This window comes from Desulfospira joergensenii DSM 10085 (assembly GCF_000420085.1).
In the GTDB taxonomy this organism is placed as follows: Bacteria; Desulfobacterota; Desulfobacteria; order Desulfobacterales; family Desulfobacteraceae; genus Desulfospira; species Desulfospira joergensenii.
Map to the genome: position 1 here is coordinate 1,961,438 of NZ_ATUG01000001.1, position 16,258 is coordinate 1,977,695.

At 47.7% G+C, this 16,258-nt stretch carries 15 protein-coding genes; 3 read left to right on the forward strand and 12 right to left on the reverse strand.

The annotated features are described in order from the left end of the window. Positions 1–305: 305 nt before the first annotated feature. The 10 genes from F608_RS0110000 to wtpA all read right to left on the reverse strand — a co-directional run bounded on the left by F608_RS0110000 (position 306) and on the right by wtpA (position 11,583). Positions 306–1,850 carry an IS1182 family transposase gene (locus F608_RS0110000; RefSeq protein ID WP_022665495.1) on the reverse strand — a complete coding sequence of 515 codons (1,545 nt, stop codon included), beginning with the start codon at positions 1,848–1,850 and terminating at the stop codon, positions 306–308. 292 nt (positions 1,851–2,142) lie between these two features. Next, positions 2,143–3,621 carry an amidase family protein gene (locus F608_RS31370; protein WP_022665496.1) on the reverse strand — a complete coding sequence of 493 codons (1,479 nt, stop codon included), beginning with the start codon at positions 3,619–3,621 and terminating at the stop codon, positions 2,143–2,145. Between the two features lie 166 nt (positions 3,622–3,787). Then, positions 3,788–4,189: a cache domain-containing protein gene (locus F608_RS31375; RefSeq protein ID WP_161626842.1), complete on the reverse strand. Its 402-nt coding sequence runs from the start codon at positions 4,187–4,189 to the stop codon at positions 3,788–3,790. A 340-nt stretch (positions 4,190–4,529) separates the two neighbouring features. After that, positions 4,530–5,003, reverse strand: coding sequence for a hypothetical protein (locus tag F608_RS0110020; protein ID WP_022665499.1), 474 nt, complete (start codon positions 5,001–5,003; stop codon positions 4,530–4,532). Between the two features lie 56 nt (positions 5,004–5,059). Next, a complete protein-coding gene (locus F608_RS34605; protein WP_022665500.1) occupies positions 5,060–5,725 on the reverse strand; it encodes a TetR/AcrR family transcriptional regulator in 666 nt (221 codons plus the stop codon). Between the two features lie 483 nt (positions 5,726–6,208). Beyond that, positions 6,209–6,670 carry a GNAT family N-acetyltransferase gene (locus F608_RS0110030; protein WP_022665501.1) on the reverse strand — a complete coding sequence of 154 codons (462 nt, stop codon included), beginning with the start codon at positions 6,668–6,670 and terminating at the stop codon, positions 6,209–6,211. 452 nt (positions 6,671–7,122) lie between these two features. After that, a complete protein-coding gene (locus F608_RS0110035; RefSeq protein WP_022665502.1) occupies positions 7,123–8,043 on the reverse strand; it encodes an amidohydrolase family protein in 921 nt (306 codons plus the stop codon). A gap of 720 nt (positions 8,044–8,763) precedes the next feature. Further along, on the reverse strand, positions 8,764–9,807 hold the full coding sequence (locus F608_RS0110045; RefSeq protein WP_022665505.1) for an ABC transporter ATP-binding protein: 1,044 nt from the start codon (positions 9,805–9,807) through the stop codon (positions 8,764–8,766). 3 nt (positions 9,808–9,810) lie between these two features. Beyond that, positions 9,811–10,596, reverse strand: a complete 786-nt coding sequence (locus tag F608_RS0110050) for an ABC transporter permease (protein ID WP_022665506.1) — start codon at positions 10,594–10,596, stop codon at positions 9,811–9,813. A 3-nt stretch (positions 10,597–10,599) separates the two neighbouring features. After that, complete coding sequence (gene wtpA / locus F608_RS0110055) at positions 10,600–11,583, reverse strand: tungstate ABC transporter substrate-binding protein WtpA (protein ID WP_022665507.1); 984 nt, start codon at positions 11,581–11,583, stop codon at positions 10,600–10,602. Between the two features lie 360 nt (positions 11,584–11,943). Here wtpA and F608_RS31385 point away from each other — a divergent pair, with 360 nt between their 5' ends. Beyond that, complete coding sequence (locus tag F608_RS31385; protein WP_022665509.1) at positions 11,944–12,819, forward strand: zinc metalloprotease HtpX; 876 nt, start codon at positions 11,944–11,946, stop codon at positions 12,817–12,819. A gap of 74 nt (positions 12,820–12,893) precedes the next feature. On the opposite strand, the gene F608_RS0110075 is transcribed toward F608_RS31385, so the two are convergent. Beyond that, positions 12,894–13,286: a pyridoxamine 5'-phosphate oxidase family protein gene (locus F608_RS0110075; RefSeq protein ID WP_022665511.1), complete on the reverse strand. Its 393-nt coding sequence runs from the start codon at positions 13,284–13,286 to the stop codon at positions 12,894–12,896. A gap of 315 nt (positions 13,287–13,601) precedes the next feature. Here F608_RS0110075 and F608_RS0110085 point away from each other — a divergent pair, with 315 nt between their 5' ends. After that, positions 13,602–14,093, forward strand: a complete 492-nt coding sequence (locus F608_RS0110085; RefSeq protein ID WP_022665513.1) for a ferritin-like domain-containing protein — start codon at positions 13,602–13,604, stop codon at positions 14,091–14,093. 40 nt (positions 14,094–14,133) lie between these two features. After that, positions 14,134–15,354, forward strand: coding sequence for a glycosyltransferase family 4 protein (locus F608_RS0110090; protein ID WP_022665514.1), 1,221 nt, complete (start codon positions 14,134–14,136; stop codon positions 15,352–15,354). On the opposite strand, the gene F608_RS0110095 is transcribed toward F608_RS0110090, so the two are convergent. Next, positions 15,344–16,213 (reverse strand): protein phosphatase 2C domain-containing protein, encoded by an 870-nt coding sequence (locus tag F608_RS0110095; RefSeq protein WP_022665515.1) that lies wholly within the window; start codon positions 16,211–16,213, stop codon positions 15,344–15,346. The two genes, F608_RS0110090 and F608_RS0110095, sit on opposite strands and share 11 nt — an antisense overlap. Between the last annotated feature and the right edge of the window lie 45 nt (positions 16,214–16,258).

Genomic DNA, 16,258 nt, shown 5'->3' on the forward strand with positions numbered 1-16,258 from the left:
CAAAAACGACCCTTAACAATTCAAAGCAATTCTTTTACAATCTTTGATGGACCTACTGCATAATGGACATATTGTGGGGCCTCCTATTTCTCAAAATTTCGAAAAAAAGGCGATTTTAACGAGTCTGTAGAATAAGTCATTTTTAGGCGGTAGTCATTTGCCGCTATGAAATTATTCTCAGCCTCTTGTTTTTTATTATTCTATGTTAATTCTGTCGTTAAAATCGATTACGCTATTGTAACTGTTTCTTAAGACCGCAATATCAGCCTCTGATAAAGAGAGATCTGTTCCCCCATGCCCTTCCTTTATGTGGCTGGGATCGAACCATACCGATGTATCTTTTTCAAATTATGCAAAGCGCAGAACAGCAGCCATTGACAATTAACCTTGATTTTCCCTCTCAAAGTGAACCTGTCCAACTTTATCGTATGCCGAATATGGCCAAACACCGGTTCTACTGTCCCGAGCCGCTTGGAATAAATCATCCGACCCAAGGCGGAGTCGATTTTTTGTTTCATCCTTTCCGTGGCTGTGTCCGGGGCATCTTTGTTCTTTGTCCCGCTATGAAAATATGCCACCGATCTCTTGGGAGATCTGTCTGGATGACGAAGGCATTTTGATCTGAGCTTACAAGGGCCGCAAGCGGATTTAGGCGCCTTGAATCGCGTTACAAAATTGCCCTGGGTATCGAAACCTCTGCCACTTCGGTAAAGCCGCTTTCCGGCCGGACACATGCAAAATTTAAAATCAGGATCAAAATAGAAGTCTTCTTTTGAATACAATTGGGATTTTTTCCGTTTTCCTGCGATCTCTTTACGATGCCTTTCTTTGTAGCGGTCATTATCTTTAAACCGGGGATCTCGTTTGCGGAACCGGTTATCGGCCACATAGGCGTCAATCCCTTCTTTAGCCAGCATATCCATATTGTCCTTGGTGTGAAATCCGCTGTCTGCTGTCAAAAGGGTCTTTTCAAAAACACTATCTTCCAGATTGCCCTTTGTGGATTCAATCATCGGTTTCAACAAATCCTGTTCTGGCCCTTTTCCATAGGCTTCGGCACCCACAATCACTTGATGTTTGCTGTCCACCATGGCCAGGCCGTTGTATCCCTGGATATAACCCTTTGATGATTTCATTTTGGCAGAATCGTTATCAGTGATGTTGGACTTTATGGGTTTGCCACCGGCACCCGGTTTATCATCATTGTCGTTTACCCATTCACGGATCTTTTTAATCTGCTTTTGAAGCGTTGCCATATACTTTGCATCGGACTCGATGATATTGTTTTTCTCTTCAATGTCATCGATTTGCCGGTGCTTTTCAATGATATGTTCTATGGCTTTTTCAAGTTTAAGGGCTTTTTTCTTAAAATCGGCCTTGGTGCCGCTCCATTCCTTTGAGGCATTGGAAGGCAGCTTACAGCCGTCCACAGCAAACATTTCCCTGCCGATCAGGTTCATCTCATCGCAGATAAGGATGATTTCTTGAAACAGAGCGACAGCCTCTTCATCCTGGCTGGAAACAAAATCAGCGATGGTCGTGAAATGAGGTCTTGTATGAGCGGACAGGGCCATGAAGATAATGTTTTCTTCGCAGCATTGGGAGATTTTCCGGCTGGATGTGATGCCCCTTGAGTAAGCATAAAGAATTATTTTTAAAAGAATCCTGGGATCATAGGCAGGAGCCCCGGTATCATCGTTTCTATACCGTTTGTCAAAAACACTTAAATCCAGTTCATTGTCAATCAAATGACTGAGGGTATATTCAAAAGTGCCTGGGAGGATCTGTTTGTCAAAATAAACCGGAAGGAAAACACCCTGATCGTATGAATAGTCTTTGTATTTGGCCATTTTTTACTCTTATTTCGTCTGCGGTTTTTCTATTTGTTTTAAAGAAAAATCTAGCACAAATTGATAAGAATCTCCAGTGTTTTCAACCTTTTTCTACAGCCTCAACGTTGCTCTTCAGCGGTCGCGGCTTTTGCGATCCCTTGCAAGAGCATTGTTGAAACCCGTATTATATTCTTAAAATGCTGTTTTTGGGGTCAAAAATCTTAACCCAAGGCTAGAATAAATCATGTATTTTGAACAAAAGCAATACAATATTAAATAGTTACGCGAGCCCGACCCAAGACTATCGAAGTCACTCTCCATAGGCCGGCGGTGCCACGAACCCTCCGACAAGTTTGGACAACTCCTTTGCAAAAGCGATGGTTTTTCGGTCCTCTAACCTGGCGCCGATAATCTGGATTCCCACCGGCAGGCCTGAATCGCTCAATCCAACCGGCGCTGTGGTGGCCGGCAGGCCGGCCACCACAGCCATCAGGGTCCAGGCAAAGTTACTGGCCATGTAGGAACGGCGTTTTCCGTTTATAACCAGTTCGCGCGCCTCCTTGGGTTGGGTCTGATCATGTAGAAACGCCACGGTGGGTGTGACCGGAGCCAACAGGACATCATAGGTTTCAAAGAATCTGGCCCACTTGGCCTGCATCTTTTCCTGCCTGTCAACAAGCTCTCCGGCCAGGGGCAAGTGTCCCTTCTGATAATAGATATCCAGGAACATCAGGAGGCTTTCCCTCAGATCAATACCGGGACGGGCCGTTTCATTGACCTGAACACCGGCGTTAAGCAGCTTGTTAACTGATTTTAGAAGAACCGGCATGACCTGAGCATCAACTTCGGCTTCGGAATAGGGATCTGTAAACCATACAGCGACCCGATACTCCTGGAGTGGCTTTTGGGGCGCAGGTAAAAGATCCGGACGGATGACATCCTTATCTGATTTGCCCGAGGTCGTCAAAATGTCCATGGCCAGCTCCAAATCTTCTGCACTCCGGGCCATGGGCCCGGCAACAGAAAGCGGTCTTTGCGGCATTGTGTGGGGAGTGGCCCTGCTGGGCAGCGGTGGGAGATGCCCGAATCTTGGAATGATTCCAAATGTCGGCTTGTGTGCGTAAATCCCTGTGAAATGAGCCGGAATCCGAAGTGAGCCTGCGATGTCGCTGCCCAGTTCAAGGGACGTAAAACCCATGGCCAGCGCCGCTGCCGAACCGCCGGATGAACCGCCGGGCGTTCGGGCTAAATCCCATGGATTATTCGTCGTCCCATAGACTTTATTGAAGGTTTGGAAATCCTTGGCATGGAACGGCATATTTGTTTTGCCAAAGACGATGGCACCCGCGTCGATGAGGCGTTGAACCGCAATGGCATTTTGCTTTGGCATGTGGTTCTTAAATTCAGGATCTCCTGCGGTGGCAGGCATGCCGACCACTTCGTAGGCCTCTTTTACCGTCATGGGCAAGCCATGAAGCGGTCCCCATATCTCACCCCTGGCGAGTGCTTTGTCAGCCTGGGCCGCTCTCGCCCTGGCCTTGTTTACATCCATGGCCACCACCGCATTGACGGCACCGTTATAGCGCTTTATGCGCGAAAGGTAGTGGTCGAGCAGTTCACTTGCGCTTATCTCACCTTGCCGAATGGCGCCTGCCAGCTCAAGGGCGGATCTGTAATAAACAGGAGCAACGGTGGGGAGGGGGTGGGTCGCAGGTTTCCCACAGCAGAAAAAAGCGCCAATGAAAATGAGGGCTGCACATCGTTGAAGACATTGCCTGAAATGCGTCATGAACCGTCCTCCTTTTTCAAGGGTTTAAATTCTGCAGCCGTTCTGAACTTTTTGCCAAGGATGCATATTCTTGAAATGTCAAAAGCCTTTGAAACAAAAAAACAGCGGCAGGGGGCTTTGTGACCGGTATCGATTCAGGAATAAGTCCCGGTCTTAGGGATTGATTTTATTCAAATATTCCTGCCCCAAGGAAGACTTGTTCTTCGGGCACATGCAGTACATAGCTTGTTTTCGGCTGGGGGTTCGGGTCACTTGATTTCCGGTTCACATACATATAGTTGACCCATCCATCGCCTTTGGCGGTGGCAAGATCTATCATTTCTTTCATATAGAGCAAACCATTGCTGTCTCTGATGGTTGATGTACTCATGCCGACAATAAGGCTTACCGGATGTGCCAGTATTTTTGTGTCGTTAAAACAGAAGACATATGAATCTTTCCAGACAAATTCTCCGTCCTTGTCTGACAGCTTTTTCAGAACCGCGTCAAGGCCGATTTCTTTGATTTGTTTTGCAGCTTCCCTGCACTTTTCAATACATTCGGCTTTTACCGCCTTTTCTTCTGCCATGGCAATGCCTGAAAAGGAAAACACGAATAGTAAGATCATGATAAATCCGGAAACCGATAATACGTTTTTCATACCCTCCTCCTTGTTTAAAAGGTGACTTGATCGATAAAAATTTCCGCTGTGGAAAAACCTTTTGTCAAATTTTACAATGAGTTATTGTATAGACTTATTATATAATGAGTCTATATTATTCATCCGCCCGGAAAGTCAAGCGCTTTTTTAATTTATCCCGGCGTTGCAGAAATCATGGAAGTTCCCAGAAGGCAACAAGGTTGCAGTGCAATGCGCTTACCGCAACCCCCTGCGAACACAGATGGGTAAAAAGTATACCGGATAATGACTATCGAGTGTGGTAGGATTCAAGCCTTTTAAGCTTTAATTTTTTTTCATTGACTGAAATCAAGCGGAATCTATTATTTCCCAATCTGATCCCTTTATTCATGTCTTTTTTCAAAAAAGTAAGAGAATACGGTACGTCTGGATCTAATTCAAGCAGATACAGATCGATTTCAACCATATCTTTTTTTAAATTTTTAAAAACAATGCAGGTCCTATCAATAATAATCTTGTTGTCTTTTGCAAGCAGGACACGCTCTTTTGAAACTATTGGAAGGTCTGGCGCGTACTCGTATTTCGTGCCCTGGTCACCCATCATATTGTGTCCAAATCTTCGGGCACGTTCTTGAACGAATTCTTTAAAATATTCCTGATGGTATGGCGTTGATACATAATAGGCAAGGACAGACGGTATTGCCAGCACGATGAAAAGAAAAAAAAGACCAAATCGTCTGTTGTTACGATTTTGAGAGTGCATATAAATCCTTAATGGAAATGGCGTGTTGTGCACAATTTGAGGCGAATCGCCTGATTTTATGGTTTCTTAGTTTTTTCCTTGGTGAATTCCGCCTTTTTCTGGATTAAATGTTTTATTTGTTTGTCAATAAAGGCAATACTCTTGTCCGCACAGTTGTAAGTTGTTTTATATCCTTCTAATATGGCCTGGCTAGCTGCCGTTACATTATGTTCCAGCATCCCTTCTGTTTTTAATGGTGTACCCCAATCGGCGATGGCAGAAGTAGCAAGCCCGTGAGTAAACATGACTCTTGTATGGCGTATTAAGAGGACCTCTTCTAATTTCAGCCCTTTGAATCCCTCATAGCCGCTGAGCAATCCACCTAGATAATCCCAGTGTGCCTTACGCATTTGAGTCTGAAGATCAATATTCTTTGCATCGAACATGCAAAAAAATAATTTTTTTTCTGCCATTGCAAAACTGACATACCCGATGGCCTGGTCAACCCAGGGATCTCCGGTATATTCTTTTGTTTCATATTCCAAAAGCAGCTCCCACCCCTTTGATGCCACAGCTTTTTTAAGGTTGTCCAAGCTATTGAAATAGGAATATACGGGCATGGTGGAACTCCCGATTTTTTTAGCAACAGCCGTTACAGACAGTGCCTCCCAACCCCCTTTTCTAACAAGACTAAAGGCTGCTTTAACAATCTCTTCGGCTGTAAATTGCGTTTTTCTTGGCATGGCATTCCCTGCTTATATAGGATCATTATATAATGAGTCTATATAATGAGTTTGCCTGGAAAGTCAATCGTTTTTAAGATTGGGACAACCTTTCAAAGACAGTCATTTTTATCCCCAAATAAGGTTTGCGTATCCCAATAGTATGGCACCAGCCAGGGAAAAAGATACATACAGGATAAAAATGCGATGGTTAACCAGTGTCCAAACGACAGCCATGGCCGGTAAAGTTGTCGTGGAACCCGCAACAAGGAAAGACAGTCCGGCTGCAGGCGTCATGCCTTGAGCAAGCAAAAAAAACGCGGTGCTGATCGGTGCACGGTGTCCGGTCCAGTTTCTTGTTCTGGCGCGGAGCGCCGGAGCAAGGGGCTGGACGAAGTCAGCACCGCGTTCACGGCGGAGCAGCCGCCGTGAACACCAGGATCAACCGTTTTAACCGCCGCTTTTGGCGGGTAAAAACGGCTGCATCCACTTGTTAAATGATTTTTACCTCAGTTTCAGAATAAGTCTCAACATGTCTTTTAGTTGGATTCCATTTTCAAAAATTGGTTCATCATAGTTGTTGATGAAATGGTCTTTGATTATTGAGTCCACTCGAAAGTCAAAACGTTGATAAAATGTCAATTGATAACCAAATGTACCAGTTCCTAATTCCACTGATCCAAAATTCTTCTCTTTAACTTTGTCTATAACAAATTTGAGTAATTGTGACCCAATACCTGATTTCTGGTTTTCTGGTAAGACAGCGATATTGAATAACTCAATTTTGTTTTTATCTATGGGTTTTAAAACACAGACTCCAACAATTTCTTTTTGGAATACAGCCACGTAGCATAATGAATCTTTTAAATATTGATTTACGCGTTCAATTGATGGGTCCGCTTCTAGTAATAGTTTTTTGGGGACCAAGTCTGAAGATATCTCTTTAATTTTTATCATTATTTCCATTTGTTAAATATTTCTTACGCTCTGAAGTTGTTTATTTTCAAATAATTGAAATGACATCTGGTTTTTAACTACTCCCAAAATATTGAAAAATGCATTTTTATCTTTCTGGTACTGAAGTCAATTAAATCGCTCCAAGGACGAACTGAAACAATGTTCTATCCATTTTTGACATTTTTTGAATTAGGGGCTTTTTTTTATTCCGTCCTGAAGTCATTTTAATCGTTGAATTACTCTATTGATTTTTTTATTAACCTTGTATTCAATTTTTCCATTTAACCTTTCCAAATAAGCGGTTTATCCGTCTTCATTTGGCTTGTTTAACTATTCGTTCTGGTTTTCCTATAATGCTCGTTTTGACCCCGAAAAATGGAATATAGCCCCCAAATCGGGGTATTTTTAAAGATTATTCCTTGTTATTTCAATCGGTTGGTGTGGGCCGACCCCATTATGAATTATGGATTATGGGTAAACCTATAGTTGCACTGATTTTCCAGGCTATATGGCAACTCTTTTCTGGCTAACGCCAGCTCCCTTTGAAAATTGGTCGAGAAAATTAAAGTATCGTCAGTGCCAATTACAATTGGAGAATCTTTATCAGAATAAACCTGTTGGACAGGATGCCCTTCACTTTTATTCCAAGCACCAAGATAGCGATGGCAGGAAGGGCAAATTTCAATGGGCAATCGATGTTTACGAATTATTCTTTTGTGATCTTCTTCCAAGAAAAGAGCATGACCAAGCCTGATTTTCCCAAAACAGTCTATTTGATTTTGGTCAAGCCATTGATCTATTGCATTTAAGGCAATGGTACTATCAATGCTATCCTTTTCTAAATTTAACTCTCCAATGTGTATAGCCAATCCCAATGAACTATTTAAAATAGTCTCAACAATTTGTTTGAGATCGTCTCCCTGCAATATTCGAATGCCTTCTGGGTTTATACCGGATATATCAATCCCAACAATATGATCAGGAAATTCCAAAGCGATCTCTATGATTTTTTGTGCGCTTTTTACATCATGCATGTATCTATTAATAGAAAGTAAGCCTTTTGCCTTTTTTGGATGTTTTTTCAGGCCTGCCACAAAAGCCCCCACACTGTGTCGTAAAGGTGTTGTGGAAGAGAAATATCGAGGCGTTGTGCGAATTTCTAAATAATCAGCAGTGCTTGTGTTGATAACATTTTCTGTAGACGCTTCAATTCGTTCTGGTGAATTTGTAAGGTCGTGAATAATCTTAAACATTTTTAGGACATCTGCTGTTTCAATGTCGTCAATGGCTTTTTTATTATCATCTGATTTGGCAAATTCAATTAATAATTCTTTTGAAATGCTTCCACTTAAATGAAGGTGTAAATCACAATGTTTATTCATCCGTCTCCTATTAAAAAACTAACCTCATTATGAAAATCTGCGGTTCATCTTCCTTCATGTATGAACCTGTCATCACTTTCAAAGAATTTTCCAGAAATAATTTGGAGCATGATTGTTCCATTTTAAAGAGTTAATATTGAGCTCACGGGCCTTTGGCCGTGTGTAGCGGGTTTGTTCAACGGCCCGGGGTTGTGGGGTGGTAAATTCACCTTTGACTACGGCTGAAGCTTTAGCTTCGAGCCGTACCATATAATCAAGTGATTTTCCAGCCCGCCCACGTATGTCCGAGTGAACAATATAATGTGTGGTTCTGTATATCCTTCAAGATTTAATAGATTGACTGTTGTTGCAAAGTCAAGTATTGCTTTGTCCAACTGGATAACATCAGATTTTTAACGTTATCAAAATTTGATACCATGCTTAAAGTCCCCCCACCACCAATTGAAAAATATGACCGGCTGTTGGTGAATAGCGAGACCCAGCCCAAAGAATACCCGGCCCATCGTAAATGGCTCAGGTACTACCTTGATTTTTGTAAAAAATATCAACATGGGTATGCTGACATTAAAGCCTGCCGTTGTTTATTGAAAAGCGGGCATTCAAAAATCTGGACTGTAAGCGATTTATTATGACATCCGCACCCAGATGCACCGACCGGCTTTCATAAAACAGGCGGCCCGTCAGGGCCATCCGCAATTCTTAATTATTCATTCTTAATTCTCAATTAAAAAAATGAACCGCCTCAGGATGGAACCCAAAAGAGACGGTCTTGCCGGGGGCTATCCCGTAATCCCGGAGATGGCTCCTGGGCCAGACAGCTTCAAATCCCATTTCTCCTGCCTTCAGGTGAACATTTAAAAAGACGTTGTGGCTGGAGATCCGGGTGATTTCCCCTGAAAAACTGTTTTGGAACTCCATGGATCCGTTGGCCTTAAGCTGGATATCCTCGGGCCGGATTCCCATGTGCCCGATCCCCGGGTCCGGAACCCGGGCCGCCTGAATTTCAAGACGATTCTCCCGGATCCGGATCCTGCCCCGGCCCGGGTCCACGGCATGGATATTCTTCATGCCAACAAAAGAGGCTGTGAACCGGGAGTTGGGCCGTTCAAACAGATCCAGGGTATCCCCCTGCTGGACGATCCGGCCCCTGCGGATAATGGCTCCCCGGTTGGCCAGGTAGAGCACGTCGGAAAAATCGTGGGAAACCATGACGATGGTCATGTCCATTTCATCATGGATGGTCTTTACCATTTCCTTGGCGCCTTCATGGAAGACCGGGTCCAAAGCGGACAGGGGTTCGTCCAAAAGAAGGACCCCGGGATTCAGGATCAGGGCCCTTGCCAGGGCCACCCTCTGCTTTTCTCCCCCGCTTAAATGATAGGGCCTTCTTTTAAGGATTCCTGAAAGCCCCAGGGTAGAGACCAGAAAATCGAACCGCTGCCCGGCCTCTTTATCCGGTATCCCTTGATAGGGAACCCCGTAAAAGATATTCTGCTTCACCGTAAGATGGGGAAACAGGGCGAAATCCTGGTACACGATGGCCAGGTTCCTCTTTTCGGGCGGCAGGTCCGTGATGTTGCGGTCCCGAAGCATCAGGCTTCCGCTGGTAAAGGGCATCAGTCCCATGATCCCTTCCAGGAGAAGGGACTTTCCCGAGCCTGTGGGGCCGATCAGGGCAAAAAAATCATTTTCCCGGATGGTCAGGTTGATCTCCTCAAGGGAAAAATCCGGCAGGACCAGGCCGATGTCTTTCAAATCGATCATGTTTTATCCCTGTTGATCCGCGGAGCGGGAGAGCATGCGAAGGGTGACAAAGAGAAGAAAGGAAATCAGGATCAGCCAGACCGCAATGGGCTGGGAGTACTTGAGTCCGTATGCGGTAAAACGCTCGTAGATGATCACCGGCGCGGTCATGGGATGGTAGGCCACGATGACCACGGCTCCGAATTCGCTGATGGCCCGGGCCGTGCACATGATCACCCCCAGAATCATGTGGCGCCAGGTCAAAGGAAAGGTCACCCTGAAGAAGGTTGACATGGCCCCGGCTCCCAGGGTGCGGGAGGCATTTTCCAGCCGGATGGGAATACTCTCGAACCCGGCCTTGACCGTGTTTACGTAAAAGGGCAGGCCCACAAAGAGGAGGACGCTGACCAGCCCGGTTTGGGTCCCCATGATTTCAATGCCCACATCGGCCAGAAACCGGCCGATGGGATGGTTCCTGCCGGCCAACCCCAGGATGGCTATGCCGATCACGGGATGGGGGATCATGATGGGAAGATCAATGATTCCCTCAACCAGTTTTTTACCCGGCAGCCGCTTCCTGGCAAGGAGATAGGCCAGAGGAGTCCCCATGACAAAGGCAAGAAAGCCGGCAAACAGGGACAGGCCGACGGACCGGGCAATGGCATTGACCACATCCGGGTCCATAAGGGTCTCCTTCATCATGCCCAGGGAAGGGTCAAAGGTCATCTTGACCAGGGGCAGGGTCAGCAGAAGAATCAGGGGCAGGCTGATGAGCATGAACAGCCAGTTTATGGGCTCCATTTGTTTCATGGATCAGTTTTTCACTTCCACCAGTTCCTTGATCTCAGCGGGAAGTTTTCCCGCCATGGCCTCATCCGGCACCCGGCAGGGGATGAACGGGGGCTGTCCCATCTCTTCCAGAACCTTTAATCCCTGTTCCGGGGAAAGCAGATAGCCCAGAAAGGCCTTGGCCGCTTCCGGGTTGGGCCCGTCCTTGATCAGGGTGATCCCGTAGGTGCAGGATTTGCCTGTCCGGATCTTCCAGGTATTGGGTTTTTTCCCGGTTACCTTGACCCGGGCCTGTTTGTAAAAACCATCGTACTTGTAATTGCCCAGGTTGATGTGGTCGTTCAATTTCACGAATTTAAGTTCATGCTGGATAGCCACGGAAAGATATTCCCAGGCATAATCCATGTTCCCGGTTTTAAGAAGATTTACCAGTTCCACGGACTTGGGCCGGACGTTCTTCTTTGGGCGGTTGGCAATGAGGCGGTCGGAAAGGCCCTCCATGCCGTAAAATTTCTCAGCCAGTTGGAGCACCATGAGGCTCCTGTAGCCGCAGGGATCCAGATTGGGATCGGAATGGCCCCAGACCACGTCTTTTTTAAGAAGGATCTCATACCAGTTTTTATCGTTGATCTCCTTTGCATACCGGCTCTGGTCCGTATAACAGAGGACCAGCTGGTTGGAGGCAAACCTGACGTTCCAGCCAGCGAATTTGGGGATCAGGTTATTGTCAATGACCTTGTAATCGGCCGATGCCATGATATCGGCCTTCTTTCCGACCTCTGAAATCATCCGGGCCATCTTGGTACTGCCCCCGGCCTCCCGGAGTACGTCCACTCCGGGGTATTGGGCTTCAAAGGCCTTTTCAATCTTGGCAAAGGGAACGGTCAGGCTCCCGGCATGAAAGATGATCAGTTTGCCCTTGGGGGCTGCCTGGGCAGACAGGGGAACCAGGGCAACCCAAACCAGAGCAAAGGCCAGGGCAAAGATTTTTTTCAACAGATTTGTCATAATCACTCCTTTTTAAGTCGATTTTTGTAAGATTCCCATCTCCACGAATGGATCATTAGACCGAATACAAATAATGCAAATTACACACCAAATATCCCGGGCAGCCTGCAAAAAAAAATTTCATTTTATTTCAAAGACTTACTCCGAATTCATTGCCAAGGATTTGAGGAGGTGCTTGGGGAAAGGCAGGAATGCAACAGATCTGGGGGGAAGAGGAGCAGGAATGCAAAACCGATTCAGACCCGCAGGGTCGTGCTTTGGGCATCCTTCAAATAATATGACATTACTTTTTTTATTTTTTTTGACAAAGTAATGAAATGATTTATTTTTTAGAAAAGACAAGAAAAGGAGGTTCCTGAAATGAACCCTGCATACCTGAAAAAAAATAAAATCAATATTCTGGTGCACACCGGGTTGATGCTGGTATCCATGGCCGGAATCCTGGGCCTTCTCGGATGGATGATTGCGGGAGCGGCCGGATTTAAAACCGCCCTCATATTAACGGTTCTGGGCCTGGTCCTGACCCCGAACCTTCCCTCTTACCTGATCATGAGGGCAGCCAGGGCAAGGCCTCTCCACCCCCAGGCCGGCCCCGCACTTTACCGGCTCACCCGGACCCTTGCCCAGCGGGCCGGCCTCAAACAGATGCCTGCCCTCTATGTTCTGCCCACGGCCAAACTCAATGCTTTTGCTGCGGGAACCCCTGAAGATCCGGCCATAGGCATCTCCCAAGGTCTGTTAAGGCTCCTTGACCCGGATGAGGTGGCCGGCATCCTCGGCCATGAAATCGCCCATATCCGCAACAATGATATGCGGGTCATGGCAGCCTCGGCCCTGTTTGGCAGGCTGATCTATTATCTCTCCCTGGCCGGTCAGTTTCTGATGCTGGTGTCTCTTCCCATGATCCTGCTCGGACGTCTCCATCTTCCCCTGGGACCTTTTCTCTTCCTGGTTTTTGCGCCGGGCCTGAGCCTCTTCCTTCACCTGGCCCTGTCCCGGACCCGCGAATACAATGCAGACCTGGACAGTGCCGCCCTGACCGGAAATCCCCGGGCATTGGCGTCGGCATTGTCCCGGATTGAGGCATACCAGAAAAGAGTCCATCCCCTCCGTCTTTTTCACAGCCCTTCCGGTCAGATCATGAACACCCATCCCCCGACCGGCCAAAGGATCCGCCGGCTGATGTCCTTGTCTGTACCAGACCCTGAAACGGATCATTCATGGAATTTCGTTTAAAATCGAGTCTTTTTTCCTGCCCCCCTTTTCCGGATAAAAAAGGGGGGCAGGAAGGGTCAGGGGGTTTTCACAATTCACGAAACTTCGTCTCCAGGCCCGATCAGGGGCAGCTCTTTTTCAATTTTAAAAAACACCAGAAACAGAGGATCGCCGGGGAAGGGGTCTTTTTCAGGATAGGTCCGCTGGCGGAGCCTGAACAACAGATCACTGTTTTTTTCTTCCCTGACCCGGGTCAGGAAAAGGCGCTTGCCCTGGTATCCTTTTCCCTCCTGAACAAATAAAAATGCTGCCTGGGGATTGTCCTGGAGGTTGGCGTGGGAAAGCCTGTCCCTCATGATAAGGGCCATGGAACCGTCCTCCATGAAGTGGGGCCGAGAATACACGGCTGCATCCACTTTTCCGTCTCTGTCCGAAGTTGCCAGGATTCCGGTTCCCGCGGTGGTTTCAAAATATTCTTCCAAGCTCATGGGAGCCTCCTTTTCATTTGATTTTCATGGTTCCGGACCATGTGCATATCTTTTTTTCCGGATTGTTGATGGGTTAAATCGATCAAAAGATCTTGATACCAAAGGTAACCACAGGATTTCCAATGGCAAGTTCGGCCTGAAGGATCAAAAGTGAAACTTTCTCCCTGATATTGCAATCCCCATGCATTTTTGCTAACGCTTAAGGTCATAGCAAGAAGCATTGCAGATCTACAGGATCTTGAATTTAAGATTCCCGGGACCGGGAGACAGCCGAAAGACATAGGAAGTTCAACCATTATCTTAAGGAGTTTGCCCATGGCATATGATTTTAATGCCCAGGAAGTGTTTGACATGGCCATCCGGATTGAAGAAAACGGGGCTGCATTTTACCGGAAAGCAGCAGAGTTTCAGGACGGGCCGGATAAAAACTTTTTAATTACCCTGGCCCGGATGGAGGACCGGCACAAAGAGCGGTTTGAAAAAATGAAGAATAAGGTGTCTGACCTGGAAAAATCACAGACCGTTTTCGATCCGGATGAAGAACTGGTCCTTTACCTCAGGGCCATGGCAGACGGCCACGGGGGGGAAGGGGACCCGGAGATCGCCGAGCGCTTTACCGGAGAGGAGACCATGGAGGAGATCATCACCACGGCCATCGGCCTGGAAAAGGAATCCATCCTCTTTTACCTGGGGATCAAAGACCTGGTCCCCCCTAAACTCGGCCGGGAAAAGATCGACCAGATCATTGAAGAGGAAAAACAGCACGTGGCCCAGCTCAAGGGCTTTTTGAAAAAATCCAGGCCCTAACCGGAAGAATCAAAGGGAATCATCCTTTAGAAGCGGCAATATGAAAATTCTCCATATCTTAAGCCAGATGCCGGATTTTACCGGGTCGGGAAAGACCATCCAGGCCATCATAAAACAGGCCGGGGACAGGGGACATGAAAATTTCCTGATCGCTGGAATCCAGGACGGGTTTGAACTGGATCCCTCCCTGATTCCCCCGGATCATGCCTGCTTTGTCCGGTTCAACGGCATTGACCTTGAGTTTCCCCTGCCGGGCATGAGCGATGTCATGCCCTACCCGTCCACGGTTTTTTCCTCCATGGGGTTGGACCGCCTGAAAGCGTATGAGGCTGCCTTTAAAAGGGTCATTCAAGAGGCCCGGGACAGGTTTGCACCGGACATCATCCATTCCCACCACCTCTGGATCGTCTCCAAAATCGCCAGAAAGGTTTTTGGGGACCGCCCCATGGTAACCTCCTGCCACGGAACCTGCCTGCGCCAGTTCTCTCTGTGTCCGGAAACGGATCCCAGGATGGGGGACGCCATCCGGGAAATCGACGCCATTTTCTGCCTGAGCCGCCACCAGAAAGATCAGATCCGGGCCGTTCACAGGGTTGCCCCGGAGAAACTCCACCTGGTTGGCGGAGGATTTGACAATGAACTCTTTTTTTCAGCTCCCAAACCGGATAAAGGGCCCGTTGAAATCGTCTATGCCGGAAAACTGAGCCGGGCAAAAGGGGTTCCCTGGCTGCTTGCCTCCCTTAAAAAAATCTTCGCCCAAAACTTTCGTCTCCACCTGGCCGGGTCGGGCTCCGGCCGGGAAGAAAAGGAGTGCCTGGACCTGGCCCGGTCCCTGGGAGAGCGGGTCATTGTCCACGGCCCCCTGCCTCACCATGAACTGGCCCGACTCATGAGAAAATCCCATATCTTTGTCCTTCCTTCTTTTTTTGAAGGCCTGCCCCTGGTACTCATGGAGGCCCTGTCATCGGGCTGCCGGATCCTGACCACGGCCCTCCCGGGAACCCGGGAGATCCTGGGATCGGTCCGGTCCGACATGGTGGACCTTCTGGAACTCCCTCCCCTTGAAACCGTTGACACCCCTTTTCAAAAGGATATTCCCCTTCTGGAACAGGCCCTGGCAGAGGCCCTGGAAAATAGCATACAAAAGACATTGAAAAAAAGGCAGCCGGACATGGCCCGGGCCCGGGAAATCACAAAAGCCTATACCTGGGAAAAGGTTTTTTCAAGAATGGAGAGCGTGTACGAAAAGGTCAAAAGGTGATGGCAATGGCGGCGATATCGTCGTGACATTTGAACCGGGGAAAAGCAAGACAAAAGGGGTCTTTTTTCTCTTTTTCCCGGATCTTGGTTTTGAGTCCCTCAAGGCCCAGTAAAAGATAATCCTTTACCAGAGAGGTGAAATCCCTCTTTTTTTCCGGAGTTTCCCTGGGAAGGGACAGGCCGTCGGTAAACAAAAGCACGTCCCTGACCCGGTCCAGGGACTCGGTTCCCTGGTATAGAAAAGGCTCGGCTTCTTTTTCACCGTTGAGGACCCCGTAGGTGATGTTCATGCCCGAACGGACCTTTTGAATCTGGCCGGCCAGGGCCTGGTGGATAGGGGGCAGAGCCCTGTCCCGATCCCCTGTTCCGGACCCGGTCCTCCCGGGGCCGGCAGGATCCGTTCCAATCCGGTCCTCAACCATATCCTTCCACAGGGTCAGGGTTTCATGGTCATGGTCTTCCCGGTCCGCCAGGACCCGGTGGGAGCCGTCTTCATAGACCAGCAGGATCACTGCATCCCCTGTCCGGACCCATTCCAAAACCCTCTCCTTTACCCGGACCACGGCGGCACTGGTACTCCAGAGGCTTTCCTTTCTGGAGATATCCACCCCGTGCCGGATCATCTGATTCATGATCTCCTGATTGGCCTTCCGGGCCAGTTGCCCCAGGGGATAATGGTTCTTCCTGAACACGGACCGGGCCGTTTGGGATGCGATCATTCCCCCGGTCTTTCCCTGTTCAAATGTCTGTCTGTCCAGGCTGGTAGCCCCGTCAAAGACTCCGAAGATATTGTCCTCAATTACCAGACAGTCCTCGTTTATCCGGGCCGTTCCCCTTTCCAGTATATGATGGATTTTCATATTTCCCCTTTTCCCGCGTATCCATGGGAAATATAAAAACCCGGG